This is a genomic window from Chryseolinea soli, assembly GCF_003589925.1.
In the GTDB taxonomy this organism is placed as follows: domain Bacteria; phylum Bacteroidota; class Bacteroidia; order Cytophagales; family Cyclobacteriaceae; genus Chryseolinea; species Chryseolinea soli.
In genome coordinates this window covers 752,119-775,227 of record NZ_CP032382.1, presented here as the reverse complement: position 1 = coordinate 775,227, position 23,109 = coordinate 752,119, and the positions used below count along the sequence as shown (strand labels likewise).

The following is a 23,109-nucleotide window of genomic DNA, read 5'->3' as shown; positions in this document are numbered from 1 at the left end:
GATGGATGGTATGCTTGACCTATGTTGAATACTCAAGATGGCACGGCCGCCGCAGACGGGCTTATCATTTTGATGTATCTCGGAGCAACCCAATCCAGCAGCATGTCCTATGAAAAAGTTCGATGATGACTATCCCAATGCTTTGAAATTGGTCGCCCGGAAATCGCGGTCGAAAGGAAAATAACAACCGGGGTCGAGCCACCTCATCCTAACCCAACCTGGAAACCTTGAAGTGGCATGATAATTTCTGTGCTCTTGCCGAACGCTTTCAGGCGGGCCATGGAATTGGAGTGCCTATGCCCTCCAGGGGGCCGGTTTTACTCAATTAAGATGAAAATGTGGTAATTTTTCAACACTTTGTGTAATCCAAACCCCAAAAAACAGAGCCTGTGGATATACTATTGGAAGCTGGAATCGTTTAAAAAAACTAAAACCAAACAAATGAACGCTATTCGAAATTCGTCACGACTGATCATGATCCTGATGGTGGTCATGAGCTGCGCCATGAGTTGTAAAAGTAAAAAGAAGGCTATGGAAGCGCAGGCTGCCGCTGAAAAGGCAAAAATGGAACAGCAGGAAGCCGCCTTGCGTAAACAACAGGAAGAAGAACAACGAAGGAAAGAAGCCGAAGCCCAGGCCAAACTCGATGCCGAAGCCCGCGAACGCGAGCGCCAGGCCAACGCCGCCTCCAGCGCACCGGCCGCCCGGCTGTCAAAATATTTTGATGCCATCTCCAACGCGGGTAGCCCGACCTCGGCCAACGCCAGCATCAACGAAGCCCTCAGTTTGTTCTCGTCGCCCGACACCCCGCTCCTCATCGTCATCAGCGAAGAAAACGGACAAAAAGACTATGACCGTCCCACCACCATTCAGAAATATCTTAACTATCTGAAAGACCAGAAAAAGAAAGCAGACAAAATCAGCAACCTGCAATTCGATGGCTCCGGTAAGATCACCGAAGTGGAGTTAAGAAAAAATTGATCAACCCTTAAAAACAACAACCATGGCTACTTACCGCTATACATATTGCACACTCTTGCTTCTTTGTCTTTCCCTCACGGCCCCGCTATGGGCCCAGACCGCGGAGATCAGCAAAGAAAGAAAACAAGCCATCGACTCGCTGGCCCTGGAGAAAGTGCGTGACCTCAGCAAATACATCAGCATCATCGGCAACAAAAAAACGGCCTTCTCGGAAGCGAACCGGGTGATGGACCGCGCCGAAGAGCTTTTCGCACCCGGCAGCGAAATGGGCGTATCGTCCCTGAACCGCAAAGAGGTGAACTACTACAAAGTGCGCAAATATTTCGAACGCCTCATGGCGCTCAACTACGACCGTGTGACGATCCAGTGGTATGACATTCACTATATCAGCGACCTGGAACGCCAACCCGATGGCCGGTATGTGGGTGTGGTGACCGTGTACCAACGCTTTGAAGGCACGTCCGACGATGGCATGAAATACAAGGACACCACCAAGAAAGATATCACCATCTATGTTGAACGGAAAAAGACGCAGATCGCAGGCCGGACCGTCGAGTTCTGGGATGTGATGCTCGGCGATATCCGCGTGACTGAAACGAGTGCATGAAGCTAAGCCGTCTTTTATTTTTTATACTGCTCCTCGCATCCTCCACGTCGCTCCGAGCCCAGATGGTGGGCGACTTGGAGGATGAGAGCAAGCTCTACGCCTCCTCCAAACAGGTGAACCAATTCTTCCGGCGCTTCAACGGCGAGGAGGATGAGAAGGGAAACCGCTACTACGAGGGCGACAAACAATACCGAAGCACGAAGCTCCGGAAAAAATACCTTGGCATCCTCTTCGATGCCAGCAACAAGGGCATGACGGATGCGGTGAAAACGGACTTTGCAAAAAATGTATTGGATAAATCGCTGCTCCTGGATTTTCACGGGGGCAACTGGTTTTCGGAAGTGCACACCACATTCACCCAGAACGGCAAGGACCAACCCGTCACGTTGTTCATGGCTTTGGAAAAAGACCACCTCGGTTATAAATGGGTGATCCAACGGGTTTATGCCGATATGTTTGTCCCTTACTTTGCACGCGACACCATGAAGGTAGGGAAGTTCCTGCACCCGCTGAGTCATGAGTTGGATTTTATGAACCTGCGCAAGGCGTTCCTCAACAGCGACAGCGTCAGCCAATTTGCGGCTAAGAGTTTTAAGCCCGACCACCTCTCGCTTTTTTTGTACGAGATCAAAAAAGGCACCTTGAAATTCAAAACGGTGACCGACGTGAAATTTCATTTCTTCCAGATCGACGGCTGGTATTTCGAGCTGGCGCAATTTAACCGCCCCGGCTACAACACGGGTTGGCTCATCTCCAACCTGGCCAAGTTGAACACCCTCGCCGATATGGACGCCTTACGAAAGTATTTGTACTATGAAACGAAGTAGATCGCGCTGGCCCCTTCTTTTTTTACTTTGCCTGCTGGCGGCAGGAACGTTTGCGCAGCAATCGAAAACGAAGAAGCCTGCGAAAAAAACGACTACCCAAAAACAAGCGCCGAAAAAACAGGCTCCCCAAAAGCAAACGCAGAAGCCTGTGCAAAAAACGGCCACCCCAGTCCAACCCGAGGAGACCGTCGCGGCAGCGCCCTCCAGCGCGGCCGATGACGAAAAGAAGGTGCGCGATATGGTGGCGTTCCTCGAGTACATGCTAAACACCCTGGGCAGCAGCGGCACTTCCGCCCGCGACAAGGAAGTGCTCGTGCGCGAAAGCTACTCGAAAGTTTTCCGCGACGGCAAAGTGCAAGTGGAGGACGACCTGGACACCGAGCGCAAGACGATCACCAACAAAGATGTGGTGGCCTACCTGAAAGATGTGGACTTTTTCTTCACCGACGTCCACTTTGAGTTTATTATCGAAGGCATCAAAAGCGGAACGATGGCCGACGGGAAGACTTTTTATAAGGTGTCGCTCCGGCGCAACCTGAAAGGGACCAACTCGGAAGGCCTGCCGGTGAACAACACCGTGCCGCGGTATATGGAGATCAACTACGATCCGCAAGACCGCGACCTCCGCATCGTCAGTATTTATACCAACCTGATCGACGAGAAAGGAGCCATCGAACAATGGTGGACCGACTTGTCGTACGAGTGGCAGGAAATTCTTTTGCGCGCCGGCAATGTGTCCGATAGTGCCACCTACCCCGTCATCAAAAAGATCATGGCCATCGAGCGCCTTGACCTGAGCAACAACACGTACATCCAAAACCTGGAGCCGCTCACGGAGTTTACGAACCTCAAAAAATTGAATCTCTCGCATACGGCCATCAGTGACCTGAACCCCATTCGCTCCCTCACCGACTTGCAGGAGTTGGACGCGTCCTTTACAACGGTGCATGACCTGACACCCCTGAAATATTCCAACCGGTTGGTGAAACTGAATGCCAGTCATACGTTCATTGACGACATCAGTGTGTTGGAAAGAATGCCCCTGTTGCAACAGTTGGATCTGAGCTACACGCCGGTGACCGATTTTACGTTCCTGCAAAACAACACGGAGTTGCTCACCCTGAACGTCGAAACCACAAAGATCGCTGACCTCACAGCGCTGCAACCCCTGACCAAGCTCACCACGCTCGACCTTTCGCGCACGGCCATCAGAGATCTGTCTCCCCTGAAGGACATGAAGGGGTTGGTGAATTTGGATGTCGACAGCACAGCGCTGCAGAACATTGCTCCCTTGAGTGGACTGGATGCCCTGCAGGTGCTTTCGTTGAATGCCACACAAGTGACCGATCTTCAGCCGCTGCAGAAATCGACACATCTCCAAAGGATCTATGCCGACCATGCGGCCATCCGTCGCGAAACCGCCGACGCTTTTATTGCCGCCCATCCGCGCGTGCTGATCGTATTCGACTCACACGATCTCAAGACCTGGTGGGATGCCCTGCCCGGTGCGTGGAAAGAAGTGGTGAGCAAGACGATGAAGTTTGGCCCGACACCCGCCAAAGAAGAACTCGCCAAATTGGACGTCGTCGACTCTATAAATTTCCGCGGCAATGTGGAGATCCTCGACCTGGAGCCGCTTCGTAAGATGAGAAGGCTCAAAGTGATCATCGCCGCGCACACCGGCATCCGCGATCTTTCTCCGCTACAGAATCACAAGGAGGTTCGCTACCTCGACATCAGCGAAACGGAAGTGACGGATCTTTCGCCCATCGGCAATTTTTCGAAGCTGAAAATATTGGTAGCCGACAAAAGCAAGATCGAAAAGATCGATCCGCTTTTTGGTTTGACCAACCTCGAAAAGTTATACACCGACAATACGATGGTACACGATATCATCGCGCAGGAATTTTTTGAAAAGAATCCACGCTGTCTCATGGTGTATAAGACGATCCACCTGAACCGCTGGTGGAGAGGTTTAACACCCGAATGGAAAACGGTGTTCAGAGGCTTGATGGGAACCGACACCACCACGACGCGCGAGAACCTTCACGTGTTGGTGGAGCGGGAAAAAATGCACATCAAGGACGCGCCGGTGAGCGACCTGACCGCCCTGAGTGAATTTGTAAGACCAAAGGAATTGCATTTCTCCGGCACAGGCATCAGTGATGTTACCCCCTTGGCAAACTTTAAGATGCTGACCTCCCTGCGCATCACCAATGGTCCTTTGCAACAGATTGAAACGCTGAACCAATTGACCAACCTGGAGGACCTCGACATTTCGAATACACCCATTGCCGAGATCAAACCCCTGGAGGCGTTGACAAACCTGAAAACATTCAATGCCGCCGGCACACAGATCAAACGCCTTGACCCCTTAAAGAATTTGTTGAACTTGACCGAGCTTGACTGCAGCAACACCAATGTGGGCAAACTCGATCCGGTGGATGCCCTTCCGCTGAAAACGTTGAAGTGCTACAACACGAAAGTCTCCAGCCGGGCGATCGAGAACTTCAAACAAGCCCACCCGGAGTGTAACGTGATCTACTACCGCTGAGCAACCCAGCCTTGCACTGTCGTTTTAGCTTGGGTTTCACGAAAGACAGTGCTAAGGCAAGGGTTGGCTTATTTCTTTCTTTCCGAGATCCCGGTGAGTGCAAAAAAGAACCCGGCAAAAGCAAACGATTCACACAGGCCCATGCGATCGCTGGGATCGTTCATGTTGGCGAAGAACCGGGGAATGTGTAACAGCAGGAACCATCCAAAGACCATGATGCCCGAGAGCAGCGCAGCCAATCTCCGCGTACCGGGAATGAGTATCCCAATCCCACCCGCAAAAAGACAGATGGCGCAGAAGTAGGTGAAGAATGCGTGAAAGGGAATATAGGCCGGAATGAAGCCTATCACGAATTCGGCATACAAAAAATGCGAATAGCCACCGGCAATAAAGAATGAAGCCAGGAAAACACAGCCGGTATAAATCAGCACATCCCAGTTTTTTTCACTCAACGTTTTGAGCGCACGCTGTTCACCAGCGTACGTGGCGGCGATGATGATCGTGCCACCAACCATAAAAAGTGACTTCAATGCGCTAAGCCATTGACTTGCAAAGCTGGGCACTTGGCGGAACAGGGCGGAGATCAGGATCAATAGCCCGATCACGAGCGCGCCATACGCAGCATATTTATGATTCACAAGGATGGCGAGCGCCGAAACGGCAACAATGCCCGCCCCAACATAACCCAAAAATGGCGCCATGCCGATGAGTTCGGCAGGCAAGGCCGGTGGACGACCGAAGATGAAATCCTGGGCAAGAATGCAAATGAACGCAAGGCCGAGCATGCCAATGGCAAACATCAAGCGGCCGGCAGAAATAAGTTTGGGCATAGGGAATGTGATTCTGCATTTAAATTATACAAAACTTATGGATGCCAGAATCGCCTTTAACCCAAGCGGGGTGAACGTCTTTTAGTTTTTTACAGAATTTTTTTTGTGGATCGAAAATTCTTCAGCAAATGACATGCGATCCGTCAGATAAATAAGAACAACGCCGCGGTGCGCAACGTCATTTTGTGACCCAGGGATAGTGTTGTCAAAGTGTCGAACTTCAACAGATTGGATATGGCTGGGGTTGATGGCCTTCAATAGATCGGCAGTGATGACTTCCGAGCCGTGGATATTGCGAGGCTCGACGACGATATAGAGAGGCTCCGTCTTTTTTGGAAGCTCAAACGGCAACGGCTTGTTAGACGCCAGGCTACTAGCATTAGCGGTAGATGACCGATAGCCTTTCAGATAAATCAGAACGACTCCGGCCTGTGTTCCGTCATGGTGTCCAACGACATCATTGGCATAGCGCCAGACCGCGACGGATTGGATCTGCGCAGGGTTGATAGCCTTAAACTGCTCGGGGGTGATGACAGCCGAGTCGTTGACAATGTAGAGCGGCTCCTTTGGTTTGGGAAGCTCAAACGCAAGGGGCGTTTCAGAAGCCACGCCGCTTTCTTTCGAGGAAGGGTCCTGGGCGTAAACGAATGTCGATACACATACGGAAAGGAGGAGGGCCGGTATTTTTTTCATGGGTCTTATTTTTTATATAACGACAGCCATGAAGTTAACGAAGAGCGGCTTGATCTCCTATGGAAAGAACCGGTATTCGGGGCGGCAGGTTTAGGATGCGGGTGTTTTGTTTTTCATGATATCTCCCGCTTTTGCAGGGAGGCTCAGGTCCCCGCTTTGACCCACCAGGTGCAAGACCAGTTTGGTCACGCGCCACCGGCCGTTTTGCTGAACGGCCTCGGCATCGTAAGAACCTTCCACGGTCCAGGTTGCAGCCCCGATGAAATGATCAGCCTTTCCGGAAAACCGGACCTTTGCCAATGACCCTCCCAGGTCAACTTCAAAGTGGGAAAGCTGGTGATGGGTTTTGTCAAACCCAGGGAGGAATGCAGCCCACGCGTTGGCAATTTGTTGGCCGGTCAACAACGCGGGTTGTCCACCGGCGAGGGAAGTATAGTCTAGCCAGACCTGGTCGGCCAGGGCGTTTTGCACGGCGGGCCAGTCGTGCTGGTCGGCGCCGTGGAAGATGGTGGTGATGGTTTGAATGACGAGGTCTTTTTCCATGATCGATTAGCGGTTTTGAAGGGGTACTGTATGGCGATCCGCCCAATATCCCAGCGCTACAAAGAGCCACTGAAATTGTGCAGACCAGGCCAGTGCGGTCACGTTCTCCGGTGGCGGACCGACAAGGCCAGACACCTGCACCGACAGCAGCAAAACAATGAGTACCCAAAAAACGATCCGCGCGGTTTTATTTTTTGCGATGGTGGAACGCAGGTAAAGATAAACGCCGGTTCCAAAAAGCAGGCCCTCAACAACGTTGGTGATCGCCACCGAACCCCACAATCCAAAACCAACCTTGACCGATGCCCAGGGGAACAAGGGGAGGTCATGAAAATGAACAACCAAGTCCAGCAACCAATGACTCAAAACGGCCACCCCCAGGATGAGCGCGCTCCGCCGGTCTTTTTTGATAAGCCAATATACGCCGCCAAAAAGTACGGACCAGCCAATGGCCATCAGCAGGCTATGCGTGATCGGGTAGTCACTAAACTCCAGCGTACGGGTGCTACCCAATTCCGGGTGAATGACCACGTGTTCAACGTTCAGCAACAAGAGGGTAGGCCATACCAGGTCAAGAAATTGTACGGCCATGAGGGAAGTTCCCAGTGAAATGTTGGGAGCGATCTTTTTGGTGGCAAGTCCTAATCCGAAGTGTCCGATGAACATGGTGCGAGGTTTAAAATGAAGCGATGACTTTTGGGTCGCGCAACAAAGATGCTGATCGCGAACGGAAATCCAGCTTGACAAAAATCAAGAAGTTGTCGCTTGCCAGCCGAAGCTTTCGCGAAAGCGGGCCGCCTTCGTGGTAGAAGTTGAACGGCGACGACACAGGGCTCGCAAAGAAAGCGGAGCGTTTCTTAAATCACGAAAGTGATGTCTGCTTCTTGCGGATGCGGCTCAGCGTTTCGGGCGTCATGCCCATCATGGAGGCCAGGTATTGCAACGGCACCTGGTTGAAGAGTTCCGGGTTTAGGTTGAACAACCAATGGTAACGCTCCTCCGCCTTCATGGAGAGCAGCGAAAAAATACGCTGCTCCATAAACAAAAAGCATCGCGCAATGAATAGCTTTTCGAGATGATGCCATTGGGGAAGACGCTCGCCAAGCCGCACATAGTCCTGTTGCTGGATCGTATAGAAATCGCTGTCGGTCAACGCCTGAATGTGGGACCGCGAAGGCAGGTTGAAGATCAGCCCGGAAAGATCCGTCACAAAGCCATCCTTCCCAGAGATCCATTGCGTCACTTCCTGGTCGCCGTCATCGATATAAAACCGCGCCAGTCCGGAGCGCTGAAAACTTAGCGTGCGACACACTTCTCCCGGCTTTAGAAAAAAATCCCCCTTCTTCAGCTTCGTCTGTGAAAAGTGCGAAGCAATCTCCTGCATATCCGACCCCGTCAATCCAAAGTAGGTGGAGATATAGTGCTCAAGTTCATTCATAGCGGGAAAGTTAACCGCAGCGTTGCAGAGACGCAAAGAAAATCCGTGCATTCCTTTTGCGCCAACCTTCGGCCGTGTTCTGTGATTCGAATGTCCCTGCGCGCACACCAAAAGCACACACCCGGAATCAGCAATTCACCCGTCATCCCTACCGCTTAAATTTTTTTCACAGGCGCTATGGATTCATGAGGTCCGCTATTTCTACCTTCCTTAATATTTTCGATCACAATCGTATCATGAAACTAAAGATTTCCCTGCTCCTTGCTGCCGTCGCGTTGTTGGCCTTCCAATTTATTCGCGAACCGATGGTGGCCAACTTCAAAGACTCGGCGTCCTACCGCTGGCTGAACAAAACCGTTCTCAACAGCCGTGTGCTGGATGACATGGAAGACCTCCAACACTGGCATTCCTTCACCACTGCCGGCGGCGAAGTGGTGGATGCCCGCAAAGTGATCAAGATTGTCGATGCCAGTGCGTCGGCAGCGACGATCCAACTCACGAAAGAACGCACGCACCACGGAAACCAATCCCTGCTCATGACCACCCCCACGCGCCTGGAAGGACCCGCACCCACCAGCGGTCGTGGATGGGGCAGGTCTGGGGTGAGACGCCACTTCCCGGACGAAGACTGGTCGTCGTTCAACCGCATCTCCATCTGGATCTATCCCAACCTGCCCGGCTTCTACACGACGGCGCTGGACTTTCGCCTGTATAACGACGGCGTCGAGAAATTGCCGGCGCTCTTTGGCCAGGAAGGCGAAACCTCGCTCATCCTGCGCAACCACGAATGGAATCACATCGTGTGGGAGATTGGCAACGTGGCCCGCGACAAGGTCACCAGTTTCGAAATGTCCTATGGCCTGTCGGGCAACACCCCCGACGAGGCCGACACGATCCAATTCTACTTCGACCAACTGGAACTCGAACGCGTCGACCCCGACAAGATCGAAGGCTGGGATGTGTGGCCGGGAAGAATTTCGTATAGCCATACCGGTTATCAGACCGGCGCGCAGAAAACCGCGGTGGCCAACAACATCAAGGCAACGGATTTTAAATTGATCGACCAAACCAATGGCGAGATCGTATTGACAAAACCGATCGCGAACGTTAGCTCACACATCGGCAGCTTCCAGGTGATGGATTTCTCGGAAGTGCGGCGGCCGGGAAGCTATATCCTTCAAGCCGGCGAGGTCACCTCACAACCGTTCCGCATCGACGCCGACGTGTATGAGCGAACCCTCTGGAAAGCCCTCAACTTTTTCTACGCCGAACGCTGTGGCGCGGAGATCCCCGGCGTCCACGGGGTTTGTCACCGCGATTGGACATGCGTGCATGGCGACAAACGCATGATCATCAACGGCGGCTGGCACGATGCCGGCGACCTCACCCAAGGCATCGAGAATACAGGCGAGATCACCTACGGTCTGTTCAGCCTCGCCGAACAACTGAAATTGCGCGGCGACCATCCCGATCTATACGAGCGTGTGCTGGAAGAAGCACGATGGGGACTCGACTGGGTGACGAAAACAAGTTTCGGCGACGGCTATCGCAACGGTGGCTCGATCAGCAGCAGACGCACCAACAACATCATGGGCGACTTCGACGACATTGCCGCCACCGCCCGCAACAGTCCCATGACCAATTTCCAGGCTGCTGCCGTGGAAGCCATTGCGGCCCGCGTCGTCAAAGACAGCGACGAACGCCTGTCGAAGTTTGCCTTGAAGATGGCGGAGGCCGACTGGAACTTTGCCGTAGCCGGCATGGCCAACGTGAAACCCTCCAAGGAAATATGGAGAGGATCGTTCGACTCCGACAATGTCCAGCATGAACTCGCATCCCAGGCCATCATCGCCTCCATCGATTTGTGGAAAGCGACCGGTAACAAAAAATATGCAGACAAGGCCACCGAGCTGTCGGCGGTGATCACCGACTCCCAGCAGCGGAAGCGCACGGATTGGGATACGCCCATGACCGGGTTCTTCTACACTACCACCGCCAAGGAACGCATCCTGCACTACTGCCATCGCGGCCGCGAGCAAGGCCCGACGCTGGCGCTGACCGCATTGTGCGATGCCTTTCCGGACCATGCCGATTGGATGAAGTGGTACGCCAGTGTAACGCTCTACTCGGAGTATTTGAAAACGATCAGCCAGTACACCGCCCCGTATGGCGTACTTCCCGCCTCGGTCTACACCGACGATGAATACATCAACGTGCCCGAAAGCCGCAAGGAATCTTTCCGTAAACAAGTGCTCAACGGCGTACCCCTCGGCAAAGGACATTACCTGCGGCTGTTCCCGGTGTGGATGGACTATCGTGGACATTTCGGCACCATCCTGCCCCAAGCGCAGGCGTTGGCCAGCGCGGCGCATTTGCGTGGCGATCTTCCGGCGGCACAATTATCACAACACCAATTGGAATGGATCATCGGCCGGAATCCTTTTTCACAAAGCACCATGTGGGGCGAAGGATACGATTTCGCACCCATTTACACGCCTTCATCGGGCGACATGGTGGGCGGGCTTCCCGTGGGCATTCAAAGCCGGGGAGACGCGGATGCGCCCTATTGGCCCGTCCAAAATACGTGGACGTATAAAGAGATCTGGGTACACCCCGTCGCGCGCTGGGTTTGGCTGCTCAAAGACCTCGCCGGCCCCTCGCTGGTGGAAGGTCAGGCCGACGGCCCCGTCAACTTCAAAGAGTCGACCACCGGACAGGTCATTCCCGTATTACCCGACAGGGCCACCGGCCACTTCCGGATTTTCCTGCCGGAGGGTAAATACACCATCACGGGCAGCGGCCCCGGGCAAACGCAAACTTTTTTGCCGGGCGGTTCTTATCAATTGGATTTGCGTACGGCCCATGCGTTGAGTGTGGAACTCTCGTCCAAGACGTCCAAGGGGGAAGTGATCCTGACGCTAAAGGCCCGCGGGAATGGTCCACACAAGTTTAGCATCCGGGTGGATAACCTCACCTTGCCGGGTTCGGCAAAGGAAATCAACCTGAAGCCGGGCGCTACAGGGTCGTTGGAATGGCGTGGACGCATCACCTCGGCCGACACACCGTGGGTGGCCGTGATCGTTCCGGACAACGACATGTCGCTGCGAAAAGAGATCCGTGGCGCCGCGTGGGAAACGGTAACGCCGCGTTAGGATCAATCCTTCTTGACGACCAATAAATTTTTGGTGCGCGCTTCCAGGCCGGCAATGGCGGGGAGCGCGTTTGCCGGTTTGTCGAGATAGAAATAGGCCGTGGCCGACACATCGTCTTCGCGATAGTAGTTCGTCCAGCCTTGCGGAAAGTCATTACTCATGAGGTCGGGAACAGGATTCATCTCCAGGATCTTGTGAAATTTGTCAGCGGCCACGCTCACCGGTTTTAGCACGGCGCCTTTCTTCTTTAAACGCCGCACAAAATCGGTGGACTCGCCGCCGATCTGCTGGAGCGTCACCTTGCATTGTGTTTGAAAATAAATGGGATCGGGAACATGATAGCGATAAAAGCTCCACTGCCTGTTCTTCGCATCCGCCAAAGGGCAACCTTGATAACGGTTGGCATACTGGCCCTGACCCCACGCCGTGCCGATGTAATCTTCCGTGCCGGTTCCCGTCAGCGTGGGGAACTGCGAATCGCCATCGAGGAAGACTTTTACTTCGCCTTCGCCCCACCAACTGGTTTCGTAGACGCTGTCCGCAATAACGCCAACATTCATTCCCAGAAATCTTCCTTTGCCCGCCACGGGTGGAAGCACAACAAAGTCATGCTCCAGCTTCGTCTTGTTCTCGCGGTTCCAATAGGCGTGAAAATAAAACACGGACTTATCGTGTTTCTCCACCGTCGTAAAGTCGACATCATAAAAAAGCATAACGGGAATCGTTGAATCGTTGATGATCACAATTCTTGCCGCGGTGCTAAACGGCATGGGAATGTTGCAATTGAAAGACCTGCCCTCCGGGTCGGAGAAGAACTCACTTTCAAAAGGAGTCCTCCGGCCTAAACCAATGCCGAAGAAATCCCCCAGGGGTGCCGACACCGCCGGTGTTTTAGCATTGTCCCAATACATCTCCAGGCGCAACGCGCGCAGCATCACGGGCGAGCGCTCGTTCACCGTGAGCCAGATGCGGCGAACGATCCCCGCGCCTTTAAAGTCGAGCATGGTTTTGGAGCCCTTGGGATCGATCATGTCGAACGCATGACCCTTGGCCGTTTTGTTCTCGCGTCCACCCATTCCTTTTTCCGCCGCCGGGTTTTCAAAACTGCTCCACCGGGTCTTTGTGTTTTCCGGTATTTCATACAACGCCTGGGATAGTGTATGTTGAAGAGAGCAAACAAAAAATAAGGTGAGCAGTCGGTGGGCTTTCATACGATGTATGGGAATAGGGTTGAACAAAGCACGCAGGGGACCGGAAAATATCCCGGCCTGAAATGAATTTAGTAAGTGTGATGATCTTTTCCTACTCGGAGTATTCCAGCGCGTGCTTCAGACTTTCCGGCGACAAAGGTTTTGTCAGATAATGATTGGCACCCATAACCCTCGCCTTGTCGATATCTTGTTGATTGTCGGAAGAGGTGACGACAATGATGTTCACGTGTTCTTTTTCTTTGTCCGGCAGGCTCATGATCCTGAAGGCTTCCAGGAAGTCAAAGCCGTTCATGATGGGCATATTGAGGTCCAGCAAGATCACGTCGGGGACCGACGACGTCTCGCGGTAGCTCTCGTTCAAGTAGTCGATGGCTTGCTTGCCGTTCAGGGCCGTGTGGATCTCGCTGGCCATACCGGTCTGCTTCAGCATCTGGGTGTTGATGAAATTGAAGATCTTGTCGTCGTCTACCAACAGTACATTTTTCATGGCGAGATCCTTGTTGTGGTGACCGAATAAAAAAAGCCTAATACATTCCTCCTTGGGGAAATATAGCAGGCTTAGGAGTGATTAAGTTATACCTTTTTCCAGCGACAAGCAAACGGGGATGCCTTAGTTGACCATCAATACGGTCTCACTGCTCTCAAATAGGTCTTTACTGCGGTAAATAATTTTTAAAGGAATGTCCTTCGGCAACTCCTCCAAATACTGTGCCCGGGTGATGACCACGACCTTGTTGGGGCTTTTGGCCAGCGAGTCCAGTGCTGCGGGTGTGTGATAAATGTCGAGGGTCTTTTTCAAATTAAAAGCGTATGCCGGGTTGAATAAATGAAAGGAAACGACCTGGCGGTCAGTGTAGGTGCCTACCAATTCAGGCATGGAGCGCGACACGGGGTTCTTGTTGTCGATGGCCGGGTAGGCCACATAAAAGAACAGCACCACCACCAGCATCCAACCCGCCGACCAGCTATAGATGAGCGACCCGATCTTGCCCTGTTGATAGAAATACCACCCGAAAAGGGCGCCTACAGGCAAGGGTAAAAATATCCACACCACCGGGAGCAAGTCTTGCAATTCTTTTTCTTGTCGAAGTGCAATAATGCCACCGATCAGGAGCGCCACGGCGATGAGCAGGTGGACGGATAGACTTGCGATCAACCCGGTTTTCGAGAAAGGATGCGACTGGGTCAGTGTGTATAAAAAATATCCCAAAACAATCGCGAGGAAAGGAATGGCCGGCGCGGGGTAACTGGGGAGAACGGTTCGGGAGAAGGAAAAGAAAACGCCAAAGGCCAGTGTCACCACGAGGCAAAACAGCAGAAAAGGTTTCTCCGTTCGCTCACGCCAGGCCAGCTTCACGGCCTGCACAATAAATACCGAGAACGGCAACACCGCCGCCAACAGGATCACAAAGGGCGCCAGCGGAAAGGCGCCGTGGCCTTCCATCGTGGAGGTATATCGCTCCAGGTTGTGGCCGATAAAAAAACCACGCAGCCATTCGCCGTGTGTTGCATTGCCCACGGCTACATACCACGGTAAGGCTAGGGCACAAAATAGCAACGCGCCGGGCAACAGCTTCAAACGTTTTATCGAGGCAAACGTGAATTGCCTGGTGACGAGGAGGTAGACAACAACAATAACTCCGGTCATAACGATGGCAATGGGTCCCTTCGTGAGAAAGCCAAGGGCGCCCGCCACATACATCCACCACAGTTGTCCGGGTTGACCGTGAAAGCCCCGGAAGAAAGAAAGCAGGCACCAGGCGATGCAAAGAATGAGATAGGGGTCCGGCACCGCCAGGTGAAATTGAATGGTCAGTTGGATGGAACTGAGCATGACCAGTGCCGAAAAAAACGCCACGCGTTCGTTCACGATGCGGGTCACCTGGACATAGATCAGCAGGATAAGCAACAACCCGGCAATCGCCGAGAAGAACCGCGCACCCCAGGCCGACACCCCGAAAATGTTGTAGGACGTCATCATGAAGTAATAGTGAAGCGGTGGCTTGTCGGTACGGAGTTCACCGTTGAAGGTGGGCACGATGAGGTCGCCCCGGTCCATCATCTCGCGGGCACAGCCGGCATTTTTGGCTTCATCGAGAATGTAGATGGAAGGGCCGCCCAGGTTGGCGAAATAGAGAAATGCGCCGAGCAGCAGGAGGAAAATAAGCGGTCGCTTTGGAACAATTTGCATGCCGAAAACTAAAACCAATCCCTTATAATTTGGTTATGGTAGTATGAATTTATTCAATTTAAAGTAACGTTGAATTAATTGAAAAACGGGCGGGATCAAGTTCCTTTGCATGGATTATGGAATTATCGGTAGTAGTCACATTGTACAATGAGGAGGAGAACATTCAGCCCCTGCTGAAAGCGATCAACAGTGCCCTCACCCATTACAAATATGAGATCATCCTGGTCGACGACGGTTCGACGGACCGCACCGTGGCCGAAGTGAAACAGCACGCCGACCATCGTGTAAAGCTCGTCATCCTGAACAACAATTATGGCCAAACCGCTGCCATGGCATCCGGGATCGCTACGGCGACCGGCGACTACATTGTGACCATGGACGGCGATTTGCAAAACGATCCCACGGACATTCCGTTCATGCTGGAAAAGTTGAAAGCCGAAAATTGGGACATTGTTGCCGGCAACCGCAAGAACAGGAAGGACGGCGCACTGCTGCGCAAAATTCCCAGCAAGATTGCTAACCGGCTCATCCGGAATCTGACCGGTGTGACCATCCGCGACTACGGCTGCACGCTGAAAGTTTTCCGGAAGGAAACCGCCAAGCACCTGGGCTTGTATGGCGAATTGCACCGTTTTATCCCCATCCTGGCCGTAATGGAAGGAGGCCGGATCGTCGATGTGGACGTGAAACATCACGCCCGCCAATTCGGCACATCAAAATATGGATTGGGGCGGACGTTTAAGGTGATGAGCGATTTGCTCCTCATGGTGTTCTTTAAAAAGTATTTCAGGCGACCGATCCATTTTTTTGGCCCGCTGGGCATCGTATGTTTCATGCTGGGTTCGGCCATTAGCCTGTACCTGCTTGTTCTTAAAATTCTGGGGAACGACATTTGGGGAAGGCCCATCCTCATCCTGGGCATCACCCTCATCTTGGCGGGCATCCAGTTCCTGACGTTTGGATTGATCGCCGAGTTGATTATGCGTGTGTATTATGAATCGCAGCACAAAACAACCTATACCATCCGCGAAATTTTCACCAAATCCGAAGCGTTTGAACTGGAAACTGCTCATTAAGGTCCTGCTCACAGGCCTGGCAGTTTATCTGGTTTCTACTCGCATTGATTTCCCTGCCCTGGGGGTTTGGATCGCGGCCGTGCCGGTGCCGCTCATTCTGGTTGCCTTTCTGCTGTTCAATCTTTCCAAGATCACGGGCGCCCTGCGGTTGAACCTGTTTTTTCGAGCCGAGAACATTCAGCTCACGACACTACAAAATCTGTTGCTCTACTATAAGGGCATGTTCTATAATCTCTTTCTGCCGGGCGGCATTGGGGGCGATGGCTATAAGATCTACCTCATCAGCAACACGCTGGGTAATTCATGGCGCTATGTGTTCAAAGCCGTGATGTGGGATCGGGTGAGCGGGGCTGTGGCGATACTTTTTCTGTCGGCGGTGTTGTTGTTGCTTGTCCCGGTGACGTATGCCTACAGCCTGGTGCTGTGGCTCACCGTGGCCACGGCGATCTTGGTGTTCCCGGTATTCTATGGCATCACGCGGTGGATCTCCCCGGCGTATGCGTCGATCACGATTTCCGGCAATCTATTGGCCATCCTGATTCAACTTTTGCAAGCCGCGGTGGCGCTCATCATTTTTCGCGGGTTGGATATAGCCCCGGCTCAAACAGGCGAATACATGGTCGTGTTTTTTATTTCTTCCCTGGCCACCATCGTGCCCATCACGGTGGGAGGTGTCGGCATACGGGAACTGATCTTTTTGACGGCCGCACGGTACACCGCCATAGATCCCAACAAGGCCGTGGCCTTTTCCATTATTTTCTTTGCTTTGAATGCCGTGAGCGCATTGGCCGGCGCCTTTGTGACCGTACACCTGCAAAAGCCTCAACCTAAATCTGAGGTGGTGTCGTAAAAGGACCTCCCTGGAAACGTGCGAAGACGCTTTGATGAAGGCCGGCGGAGATTTCCCGCTAGTGTTTGAACATTTTCTCGTTGAAGGTATGATGATGGCCGGTGCGGACGCGGATATGTAAATTCCGGTCCATCCAGGGAGCATACTTGCGATGGGCAAAGACGGAATAGATCAGTAACGCCGTTACCGTTCCCAGGATCGCTCCCACGGTGACATCGATCAGGAAATGCTGGAGCAGATACATCCGCGAATACCCAACGAGCAACCCGATGACCAGCAACAACACCGACACATTTTTGCGGCCGCTCAACAACGAAAAGAAAACCACAATACCAAAGATGGTGGCCGTGTGCCCCGAAGGGAAAGAGTGATGCGAATGGACCTCGACGCCGGGCACGAAGTAGAGCAGGGAATTGTCGATCTGGGTGATGGGCCTGCCGGCGTCGGCATAGATCAAGCGCTTCAAAACAGACGTGATAATGGCCAACACGATGGCCAGCGCAGTCGCCGCCAACGCATCATAAAAGCGTACAAAAAGCAGGAGGAGGATGATCGGCACAAAGACAACACCGTCACCCAAATAGGTGATGACCCGGAAGAGGTTGTCCTGGAACTCGCTGTGCGTGCTATTGACCAGCAGGATGTCCTGCGTCTTGGGAATCAGTATGGAAAAAAAGACCATCGTACCGATGACCACACCGTACAGGTACGATAGAAATTGGATATGTTTCTGATGGGGTAGGGGCAGTCCCATGTCAAGTCGTTTTTATAACACAAAGTTATTTCGCGACGAAGAAATGCGGTTGAAATTAAGGTCATTGTATTATTAAGAATTTCATCGCCGTGTTACTGTTTTGATAACGAAATCCGAATGAACGTTGTTCACTTTCTACCATCATTTTTTGCAGGTGTGTTGTAAATTTTTTACGGTGAAGCATATGCCAGATTGGCAAGGACGATCGTGAAAACGAGCACCGAATTCACCACGCGTCCAACCCAGGCTTGCCGCTTGATGAAGGGATGTTCCTGAAAGATGGAATATTCATAACATCGCCTTAACGCAACGATAATTTAAATCGATTTCGAACTTTCTAACAAATACACAACGATGACCCTACCAGCCGCGATGTTGTTCCCCGTGCTTCCGATCGTCCGATAAACTAACCGGTGTCAAAATGGCGTATAGCCCTGGTGATGAACGGTAATACGGAAAAAACAAAAACATCCCCTGGAGAAACCTTCCGGCCTCCTGTATAAAGTCTGCGGCATGGCGATGGCGTATTTTCCACATTTAAATATCCAACCCCATCCACCCGTGCTCCAACCATCCCAGGCCGACCCTTTCCCGGCCGGCTTACCCCAAACCAGATGCATCAGTAGAAAGATCAGAATGTGGGCCTATGCCTTATGCCTGGCCGTCTCTTCTTGCATCGGCGGCGATGAGCGCATTCCCTCGGACGGAGCAAAGACCAAACTTCCTGTTTCGCAAGGGGTGGAAGGCGCATGGGAAATGTTGGGATATCATCAGGGTGACACCGTGCCCGACATCACGTTGTATTCCGGGGAAGGTCAACCCTTTCACCTCTACGCTGAACTTCAGAAAGGAAAACCCGTCATGATCATCAACGGTAGCTATACCTGCGACATCAGCCGGGGGAATCTTCCTTCCATCAATGCGCTCAGTGAACGCATCGGCAAAAATATGGAGGTGGTGATGGTCTACACGATCGACGCCCATCCCAACGACATGATGAGCCCCTACTCGCCGGACAGCGACATCTGGATCCCTCCCAACAATGTTCGTGACAGCGTTTCGGCACGACAGCCAAAAACATATGGCGAGCGCGTGGAGTTATCGAAAACCTGGATCAAAGAAAACCAGATCCACGTGCCGGTTGTGATCGACAAACCCGACAACGAATACTGGATGGAATTTGGTCAGGCGCCCAACATGTGCTACATCATCGACGCCGACGGTGTGGTGGAGTACCGGCAGACGTGGTTCGACGAAAAGAAGCTGGAGGAAAAGATCAAGCACATCACCGAATAGGGATTACATCCGCTTTTTCTCCACCGCCGGAACAATGCCCATATTGTACCAGGCAAATGTATATTGATCGGCAACCGTCTCGATGGCTTTCGAAAGGTTGGAGGCGCCGTGTCCGGATTTTGTGTTCACGCGGATCAACACCGGGTTGGATCCGGCCTGCGAAGCCTGGAGCGTCGCCGCAAATTTGAACGAGTGTGCCGGCACTACCCGGTCATCGTGGTCCGCTGTCGTGACGAGCGTTGCCGGGTAAGCGGTGCCTGTCTTGAGGGCGTGAACCGGTGAGTAGCGTTTCAAGTATTCGAACATCTCTTTCGAGTCCTGCGCCGTGCCATAGTCATACGCCCATCCGGCGCCGGCGGTGAACACATGGTAGCGCAGCATGTCCATTACGCCCACGTCGGGGAGAGCAACCTTGGCCAGGTCGGGTCGTTGCGTCATGGTGGCGCCCACCAGCAAGCCGCCGTTCGATCCGCCGGAGAGCGCGAGATAATGGCTGGACGTATACTTTTCTTTGAAGAGGTATTCGGCGGCCGCGATGAAGTCGTCAAATACATTTTGCTTTTTTTGCTTGGTGCCGGCCAGGTGCCATCGCTCTCCATATTCTCCACCCCCTCTTAGATTAGGTTGAGCAAACACGCCCCCGTTCTCCAGCCAGACGATACGCGACGTGTTGAAGTTTGGCGTAAGGCTCACGTCGAACCCGCCATACCCATACAGCAGGGTGGGATTCTTGCCATTCAAGACCAGCCCTTTCTTGTACACAATGAACATGGGCACTTTCGTTCCGTCCTTGCTGGAGTAAAAGACCTGCTTGGTTTCGTAGGCCTCGGGGTCAAAATCCACCTTGGGTCTTTCGTACACCGTGGAGGCGCCTGAAGCAATATTGAATTTGAAGACCGTTGCGGGATAGGTGAACGACGTGAACGTGTAATACACATCGCTGTCTTTTATTTTTCCATCGAACCCGCTGGCGGTGCCAATGCCCGGCAGCACAACGTCGCGTTCGGGTTTGCCGTGGTAATCGAATTGCCGGATGAGGGTGCTGGCATCCTTCAGATAATCGACAAAAAGTTTTTTGCCCGCGATGCTGACGCCTTGTATCACATTTTCAGTTTCCGGAATGAGGTCTTTCCAATGTGCGGCCGTGGGATTGGCAAAGTCAACCTCCACCACGCGGTTGTTGGGTGCCTTCAAATTGGTGCGGATGATGAGGCGCGAACCGTCGTTGTCCACCACGCTGTGATTGTTGTCGAAGTTGTCGGCCAGGGCCACCAATTTGCCGTGGGGGTTGTGCAGGTCTTGCACGTACAATTCGTTGCCGGTGGTGCTGTTGGCGGCGTTCACTACGAGGAAGCGTTCGTCTTCCGTGAGGCCGGCGAAAATATAGCGGCGTGGTGTTTTCTCGCCTCCGAAGATCAGCACATCCTCGCGCTGTGGTGTTCCCAGCTTGTGATAGAACAATTTATGGTGCTGTGTTTTCGATGACATCTCACTGCCCACAGGTTTGTCGTAGCTGCTATAGTAGAAGCCTTCATTTCCCTTCCAGGAGATGCCCGTGAATTTCAAATCTACCAGGGTGTCTTCCACCACCGTCTTGTCTTGGGTGCGGATCACGATAGCCTTGCGCCAATCCGAACCACCTTCAGACAAGAGATAGGCTGCCAGGCTTCCGTCTTTGGTGAACGACAATCCCGCAAGCGAGGTGGTGCCATCGTGCGAGAAAGTGTTCGGGTCCAGGAATACTTCGGGTGTCCCGTGTTCTTCTTTCTTTCGGTAGACCACACTTTGATTTTGGAGGCCGGTGTTCTTGGAGAAATAATAATAATCGCCCTCCCGCGAAGGCGCGCCGAGGCGTTCGTAGTTATAAAGTTGTTTCAGACGTTCCTTGATGGTTTCGCGATAGGGAATTTGTTCAAGGTATCCGAATGTGATTTTGTTTTGATCCTTTACCCAGTCGGCCGTCGCTCGTGCCGTGTCGTCTTCCAGCCAGCGATAAGGGTCGCTCACGGGTTCGCCAAAGTAAGTGTCGACGGTGTCCGTCTTTTTTGTTTCGGGATAAGTCATGTGGATCGCGGATTCTTTCTTTTGCGAACATGCTATAACAAATCCTGTGATGCAAGCGAGAAGATAAAGTTTCTGAGGTTTCATAGGCAACAAGTCTTTCCGAAATTTAAAGGCTAAGGGCAAAGACGCCAATAGGGAATGCGATTTTATCTGCATAATAACACTGGGGGTATCGGCGTGTTGTGAGAATTTTCATTTTGTTACTTCTCTACTTTCTCTTCCAGGGCTTGTATCTCCGTCCGCTCCTTTTTGATATCCATACGGATCAATCCGAAGAGACTCATGTAGATGTTGGCCACCCAAACCAGCGAGAATCCGGCCAACAGGTAGCCGCGCCAATCCTGGAGCAGCAGCGTGTAGTCGGTGAGGAAAAGAAAGGCAATGGTGACATAATGACTGAAACAATATTCGCAGGTGAAAAGGTAAAAGAATTTTCTTTCCCCCAGCGAGCGACCTTCCTTGCTTCTCCGGATGCAGTACTCCCGGGGTTCGCGAAACACTTCCTCATGGGTAACGGTCCACGCTACACAAGCAATAGGGATGGCCAACACAAAGAGCCAAAGGATTTGCGTTTGGATAGTCATAGACCATCTAACAACAAACACAGCGATTGGTTAGGGACTTCAAGGTTCCCCACCGATAATAAAACAGAAATAGGATTGGACTAACGCTTCGGAGCGGACTTCTGTTGCGTGAGCCGGTAGAGAAGCACGGCCGTGCGTTTGCTTTGCATGGCCACCGTCCGCGGGTCGGCGATCTCATGGATCGTGTGTCCGCCGGCACTGCCCAACCCAAGTCCATCGATGGCCATGTCGACATACCCCGACGTGAACGAGATGTCGGCGGCACCGGCGTCGCGGGGTTTGTTGGCGGTGACGGGCCCATAGCCCAGGTCTTTGCTCACCTGGTCAAAATATTTTAACAGTTCATAATTTCCCGGCGAAGGGGCGAGGGGAGGATAGCCTTCGTCGAAAGTGATCTCAGCTTGTGTCTGGGGAAGGTGGCGTGCCACGATACCCTTCATGGTTTCCTGCGCTTTGTTGAGTTGTTCGGGAGAGATGGCGCGGATATCGCCTGTGACGGTGACCTCCTTGGCCACGATGTTTTCTTTGCCAAAAGCCGAACCCCCGTTCTTGTCGAAGTCATGTTCCACCGACGAGCCACCCAGGATCACGCCGGGGTTGAAGGTGAGGTCGGGCTCTTTGGAGAGATCGTTGTAAAAACTATAGAGGATGCGGCTGGCTTCATAGATGGCGCCGGCACCGATTTTGTCGGTAAAGATCTGCGAAGAATGGGAGGGAACACCCGTCACTTTGAGGACCCAGCCCGAGGCGCTGCGGCGCGAAATGTTGGCGGTCTCCGTAAGACCGTCGCCATCTTCGAAGCCGATAGCGATGTCGGCTTCCTTGGCGGCCTCAATAAGATCGTACTTTGATTTCGACAACGGGTCGCCGCTCATTTCTTCATCGCCCGTCATCACCACCAGGATGTTCATGTCTTTCAGAAGCCCGGCATCGTTCAGGGCTTGCAGGGTTTGGATGATCACCACGTCGCCGCCCTTCATGTCGCCCACGCCGGGGCCATGCACGACCGAATCATTCTCCACCGTATACTTTTGGAACGGGCTCGACAATTCAAATACGGTGTCGAGATGGCCGATGAGCAGAATGGTTTTTCCTTTGCCGGTGTGGCGGGCCACCAGGTGGCCTGCGCGATTAAAAGGCGTTCCGTCTACCCACTGGGTTTTGAATCCGAGTGCGTCCAATTTGGTGCGAAAGACCTGCCCCACTTTGCGCACACCGTCAAAATTCATGGTGCCGCTGTTGATGTTCACCACTTCTTCCAGGAGTTTCAGCGCCTCGGCCTGGTGCGCATCCACATAGGCGGCGAGTTTCTTTTCGGTTTTGGAAAGCTGGGCTTGAGCGGTCATGACCATGCCGAAAAATAAAACCAGAACCCCCGCCGTGCGGGAAAGAACAAACGATAACGAAGTTGATTTGGGGTGAGCGATGGTCAGCATGGCATTTAGGGATAGGATGAGT

Annotated in this window: 20 protein-coding genes; 8 read left to right on the top strand and 12 right to left on the bottom strand. The window is 52.8% G+C overall.

Translation table 11 applies throughout. The annotated features are described in order from the left end of the window. Window positions 1-441 precede the first annotated feature (441 nt). The 4 genes from D4L85_RS03130 to D4L85_RS03115 are packed head-to-tail and all read left to right on the top strand — an operon-like array spanning window position 442 to window position 4,969. The gene (locus tag D4L85_RS03130; RefSeq protein WP_119758635.1) at window positions 442-981 is read left to right on the top strand and encodes a nucleoid-structuring protein H-NS; all 540 of its coding nucleotides are present in this window, start codon (window positions 442-444) and stop codon (window positions 979-981) included. Window positions 982-1,003: 22 nt separating this feature from the next. After that, a complete protein-coding gene (locus D4L85_RS03125) occupies window positions 1,004-1,588 on the top strand; it encodes a hypothetical protein (protein WP_228450755.1) in 585 nt (194 codons plus the stop codon). Continuing rightward, window positions 1,585-2,415: a hypothetical protein gene (locus tag D4L85_RS03120; RefSeq protein ID WP_119752952.1), complete on the top strand. Its 831-nt coding sequence runs from the start codon at window positions 1,585-1,587 to the stop codon at window positions 2,413-2,415. The genes D4L85_RS03125 and D4L85_RS03120 overlap by 4 nt, the downstream gene beginning before the upstream one ends. Beyond that, entirely contained in the window at window positions 2,402-4,969 is a 2,568-nt protein-coding gene (locus tag D4L85_RS03115; RefSeq protein ID WP_119752951.1) for a leucine-rich repeat domain-containing protein, read from the top strand. Before D4L85_RS03120 ends, D4L85_RS03115 begins: the two co-directional genes overlap by 14 nt. A gap of 68 nt (window positions 4,970-5,037) precedes the next feature. Here the strand turns inward: D4L85_RS03115 and D4L85_RS03110 are convergent, their stop codons facing one another. The 5 genes from D4L85_RS03110 to D4L85_RS03090 all read right to left on the bottom strand — a co-directional run bounded on the left by D4L85_RS03110 (window position 5,038) and on the right by D4L85_RS03090 (window position 8,473). Further along, complete coding sequence (locus D4L85_RS03110; protein ID WP_119752950.1) at window positions 5,038-5,799, bottom strand: DoxX family protein; 762 nt, start codon at window positions 5,797-5,799, stop codon at window positions 5,038-5,040. A gap of 81 nt (window positions 5,800-5,880) precedes the next feature. Next, window positions 5,881-6,492 carry a hypothetical protein gene (locus D4L85_RS03105; protein ID WP_119752949.1) on the bottom strand — a complete coding sequence of 204 codons (612 nt, stop codon included), beginning with the start codon at window positions 6,490-6,492 and terminating at the stop codon, window positions 5,881-5,883. Window positions 6,493-6,582: 90 nt separating this feature from the next. Then, window positions 6,583-7,035: a nuclear transport factor 2 family protein gene (locus D4L85_RS03100; protein ID WP_119752948.1), complete on the bottom strand. Its 453-nt coding sequence runs from the start codon at window positions 7,033-7,035 to the stop codon at window positions 6,583-6,585. 6 nt (window positions 7,036-7,041) lie between these two features. Further along, window positions 7,042-7,701, bottom strand: a complete 660-nt coding sequence (locus tag D4L85_RS03095) for a metal-dependent hydrolase (protein ID WP_119752947.1) — start codon at window positions 7,699-7,701, stop codon at window positions 7,042-7,044. A gap of 196 nt (window positions 7,702-7,897) precedes the next feature. Then, a complete protein-coding gene (locus D4L85_RS03090) occupies window positions 7,898-8,473 on the bottom strand; it encodes a Crp/Fnr family transcriptional regulator (protein ID WP_119752946.1) in 576 nt (191 codons plus the stop codon). A 236-nt stretch (window positions 8,474-8,709) separates the two neighbouring features. Between D4L85_RS03090 and D4L85_RS03085 the strand changes: the two genes are divergently transcribed. Next, complete coding sequence (locus D4L85_RS03085; protein WP_160143512.1) at window positions 8,710-11,625, top strand: glycoside hydrolase family 9 protein; 2,916 nt, start codon at window positions 8,710-8,712, stop codon at window positions 11,623-11,625. Between the two features lie 2 nt (window positions 11,626-11,627). Here the strand turns inward: D4L85_RS03085 and D4L85_RS03080 are convergent, their stop codons facing one another. The 3 genes from D4L85_RS03080 to D4L85_RS03070 form a co-directional block, all read right to left on the bottom strand. Beyond that, complete coding sequence (locus tag D4L85_RS03080) at window positions 11,628-12,836, bottom strand: glycoside hydrolase family 172 protein (protein ID WP_119752944.1); 1,209 nt, start codon at window positions 12,834-12,836, stop codon at window positions 11,628-11,630. 91 nt (window positions 12,837-12,927) lie between these two features. Further along, on the bottom strand, window positions 12,928-13,323 hold the full coding sequence (locus D4L85_RS03075) for a response regulator (RefSeq protein ID WP_119752943.1): 396 nt from the start codon (window positions 13,321-13,323) through the stop codon (window positions 12,928-12,930). Between the two features lie 123 nt (window positions 13,324-13,446). After that, a complete protein-coding gene (locus D4L85_RS03070) occupies window positions 13,447-15,027 on the bottom strand; it encodes an ArnT family glycosyltransferase (protein ID WP_119752942.1) in 1,581 nt (526 codons plus the stop codon). Between the two features lie 116 nt (window positions 15,028-15,143). Here D4L85_RS03070 and D4L85_RS03065 point away from each other — a divergent pair, with 116 nt between their 5' ends. Next, a complete protein-coding gene (locus tag D4L85_RS03065; RefSeq protein ID WP_119752941.1) occupies window positions 15,144-16,103 on the top strand; it encodes a glycosyltransferase family 2 protein in 960 nt (319 codons plus the stop codon). Next, window positions 16,081-16,953, top strand: coding sequence for a lysylphosphatidylglycerol synthase transmembrane domain-containing protein (locus D4L85_RS03060; RefSeq protein WP_160143511.1), 873 nt, complete (start codon window positions 16,081-16,083; stop codon window positions 16,951-16,953). Before D4L85_RS03065 ends, D4L85_RS03060 begins: the two co-directional genes overlap by 23 nt. Before the next feature lie 58 nt (window positions 16,954-17,011). Here D4L85_RS03060 and D4L85_RS03055 read toward each other — a convergent pair whose 3' ends face one another. Beyond that, the gene (locus D4L85_RS03055) at window positions 17,012-17,707 is read right to left on the bottom strand and encodes a phosphatase PAP2 family protein (RefSeq protein WP_119752939.1); all 696 of its coding nucleotides are present in this window, start codon (window positions 17,705-17,707) and stop codon (window positions 17,012-17,014) included. Window positions 17,708-18,268: 561 nt separating this feature from the next. On the opposite strand from D4L85_RS03055, the gene D4L85_RS03050 reads away from it, so the two are divergent. Beyond that, on the top strand, window positions 18,269-19,003 hold the full coding sequence (locus tag D4L85_RS03050; protein ID WP_160143510.1) for a TlpA family protein disulfide reductase: 735 nt from the start codon (window positions 18,269-18,271) through the stop codon (window positions 19,001-19,003). Window positions 19,004-19,006: 3 nt separating this feature from the next. Here the strand turns inward: D4L85_RS03050 and D4L85_RS03045 are convergent, their stop codons facing one another. The 3 genes from D4L85_RS03045 to D4L85_RS03035 all read right to left on the bottom strand — a co-directional run bounded on the left by D4L85_RS03045 (window position 19,007) and on the right by D4L85_RS03035 (window position 23,087). Then, a complete protein-coding gene (locus D4L85_RS03045) occupies window positions 19,007-21,067 on the bottom strand; it encodes a prolyl oligopeptidase family serine peptidase (RefSeq protein WP_228450754.1) in 2,061 nt (686 codons plus the stop codon). A 200-nt stretch (window positions 21,068-21,267) separates the two neighbouring features. Further along, entirely contained in the window at window positions 21,268-21,651 is a 384-nt protein-coding gene (locus tag D4L85_RS03040; RefSeq protein ID WP_119752936.1) for a hypothetical protein, read from the bottom strand. Window positions 21,652-21,731: 80 nt separating this feature from the next. Continuing rightward, complete coding sequence (locus D4L85_RS03035; RefSeq protein WP_228450753.1) at window positions 21,732-23,087, bottom strand: M20/M25/M40 family metallo-hydrolase; 1,356 nt, start codon at window positions 23,085-23,087, stop codon at window positions 21,732-21,734. Between the last annotated feature and the right edge of the window lie 22 nt (window positions 23,088-23,109).

Excerpts from the sequence above, each read along its gene's own strand:
- D4L85_RS03045 (WP_228450754.1), bottom strand. The coding sequence starts at position 21,067 with ATGACTTATCCCGAAACAAAAAAGACGGACACCGTCGACACTTACTTT.
- D4L85_RS03100 (WP_119752948.1), bottom strand. The coding sequence starts at position 7,035 with ATGGAAAAAGACCTCGTCATTCAAACCATCACCACCATCTTCCACGGC.
- D4L85_RS03040 (WP_119752936.1), bottom strand. The coding sequence starts at position 21,651 with ATGACTATCCAAACGCAAATCCTTTGGCTCTTTGTGTTGGCCATCCCT.
- D4L85_RS03065 (WP_119752941.1), top strand. The coding sequence starts at position 15,144 with ATGGAATTATCGGTAGTAGTCACATTGTACAATGAGGAGGAGAACATT.
- D4L85_RS03130 (WP_119758635.1), top strand. The coding sequence starts at position 442 with ATGAACGCTATTCGAAATTCGTCACGACTGATCATGATCCTGATGGTG.
- D4L85_RS03090 (WP_119752946.1), bottom strand. The coding sequence starts at position 8,473 with ATGAATGAACTTGAGCACTATATCTCCACCTACTTTGGATTGACGGGG.
- D4L85_RS03110 (WP_119752950.1), bottom strand. The coding sequence starts at position 5,799 with ATGCCCAAACTTATTTCTGCCGGCCGCTTGATGTTTGCCATTGGCATG.
- D4L85_RS03105 (WP_119752949.1), bottom strand. The coding sequence starts at position 6,492 with ATGAAAAAAATACCGGCCCTCCTCCTTTCCGTATGTGTATCGACATTC.
- D4L85_RS03075 (WP_119752943.1), bottom strand. The coding sequence starts at position 13,323 with ATGAAAAATGTACTGTTGGTAGACGACGACAAGATCTTCAATTTCATC.
- D4L85_RS03120 (WP_119752952.1), top strand. The coding sequence starts at position 1,585 with ATGAAGCTAAGCCGTCTTTTATTTTTTATACTGCTCCTCGCATCCTCC.
- D4L85_RS03085 (WP_160143512.1), top strand. The coding sequence starts at position 8,710 with ATGAAACTAAAGATTTCCCTGCTCCTTGCTGCCGTCGCGTTGTTGGCC.
- D4L85_RS03095 (WP_119752947.1), bottom strand. The coding sequence starts at position 7,701 with ATGTTCATCGGACACTTCGGATTAGGACTTGCCACCAAAAAGATCGCT.
- D4L85_RS03070 (WP_119752942.1), bottom strand. The coding sequence starts at position 15,027 with ATGCAAATTGTTCCAAAGCGACCGCTTATTTTCCTCCTGCTGCTCGGC.
- D4L85_RS03035 (WP_228450753.1), bottom strand. The coding sequence starts at position 23,087 with ATGCTGACCATCGCTCACCCCAAATCAACTTCGTTATCGTTTGTTCTT.
- D4L85_RS03055 (WP_119752939.1), bottom strand. The coding sequence starts at position 17,707 with ATGGGACTGCCCCTACCCCATCAGAAACATATCCAATTTCTATCGTAC.
- D4L85_RS03080 (WP_119752944.1), bottom strand. The coding sequence starts at position 12,836 with ATGAAAGCCCACCGACTGCTCACCTTATTTTTTGTTTGCTCTCTTCAA.
- D4L85_RS03115 (WP_119752951.1), top strand. The coding sequence starts at position 2,402 with ATGAAACGAAGTAGATCGCGCTGGCCCCTTCTTTTTTTACTTTGCCTG.
- D4L85_RS03125 (WP_228450755.1), top strand. The coding sequence starts at position 1,004 with ATGGCTACTTACCGCTATACATATTGCACACTCTTGCTTCTTTGTCTT.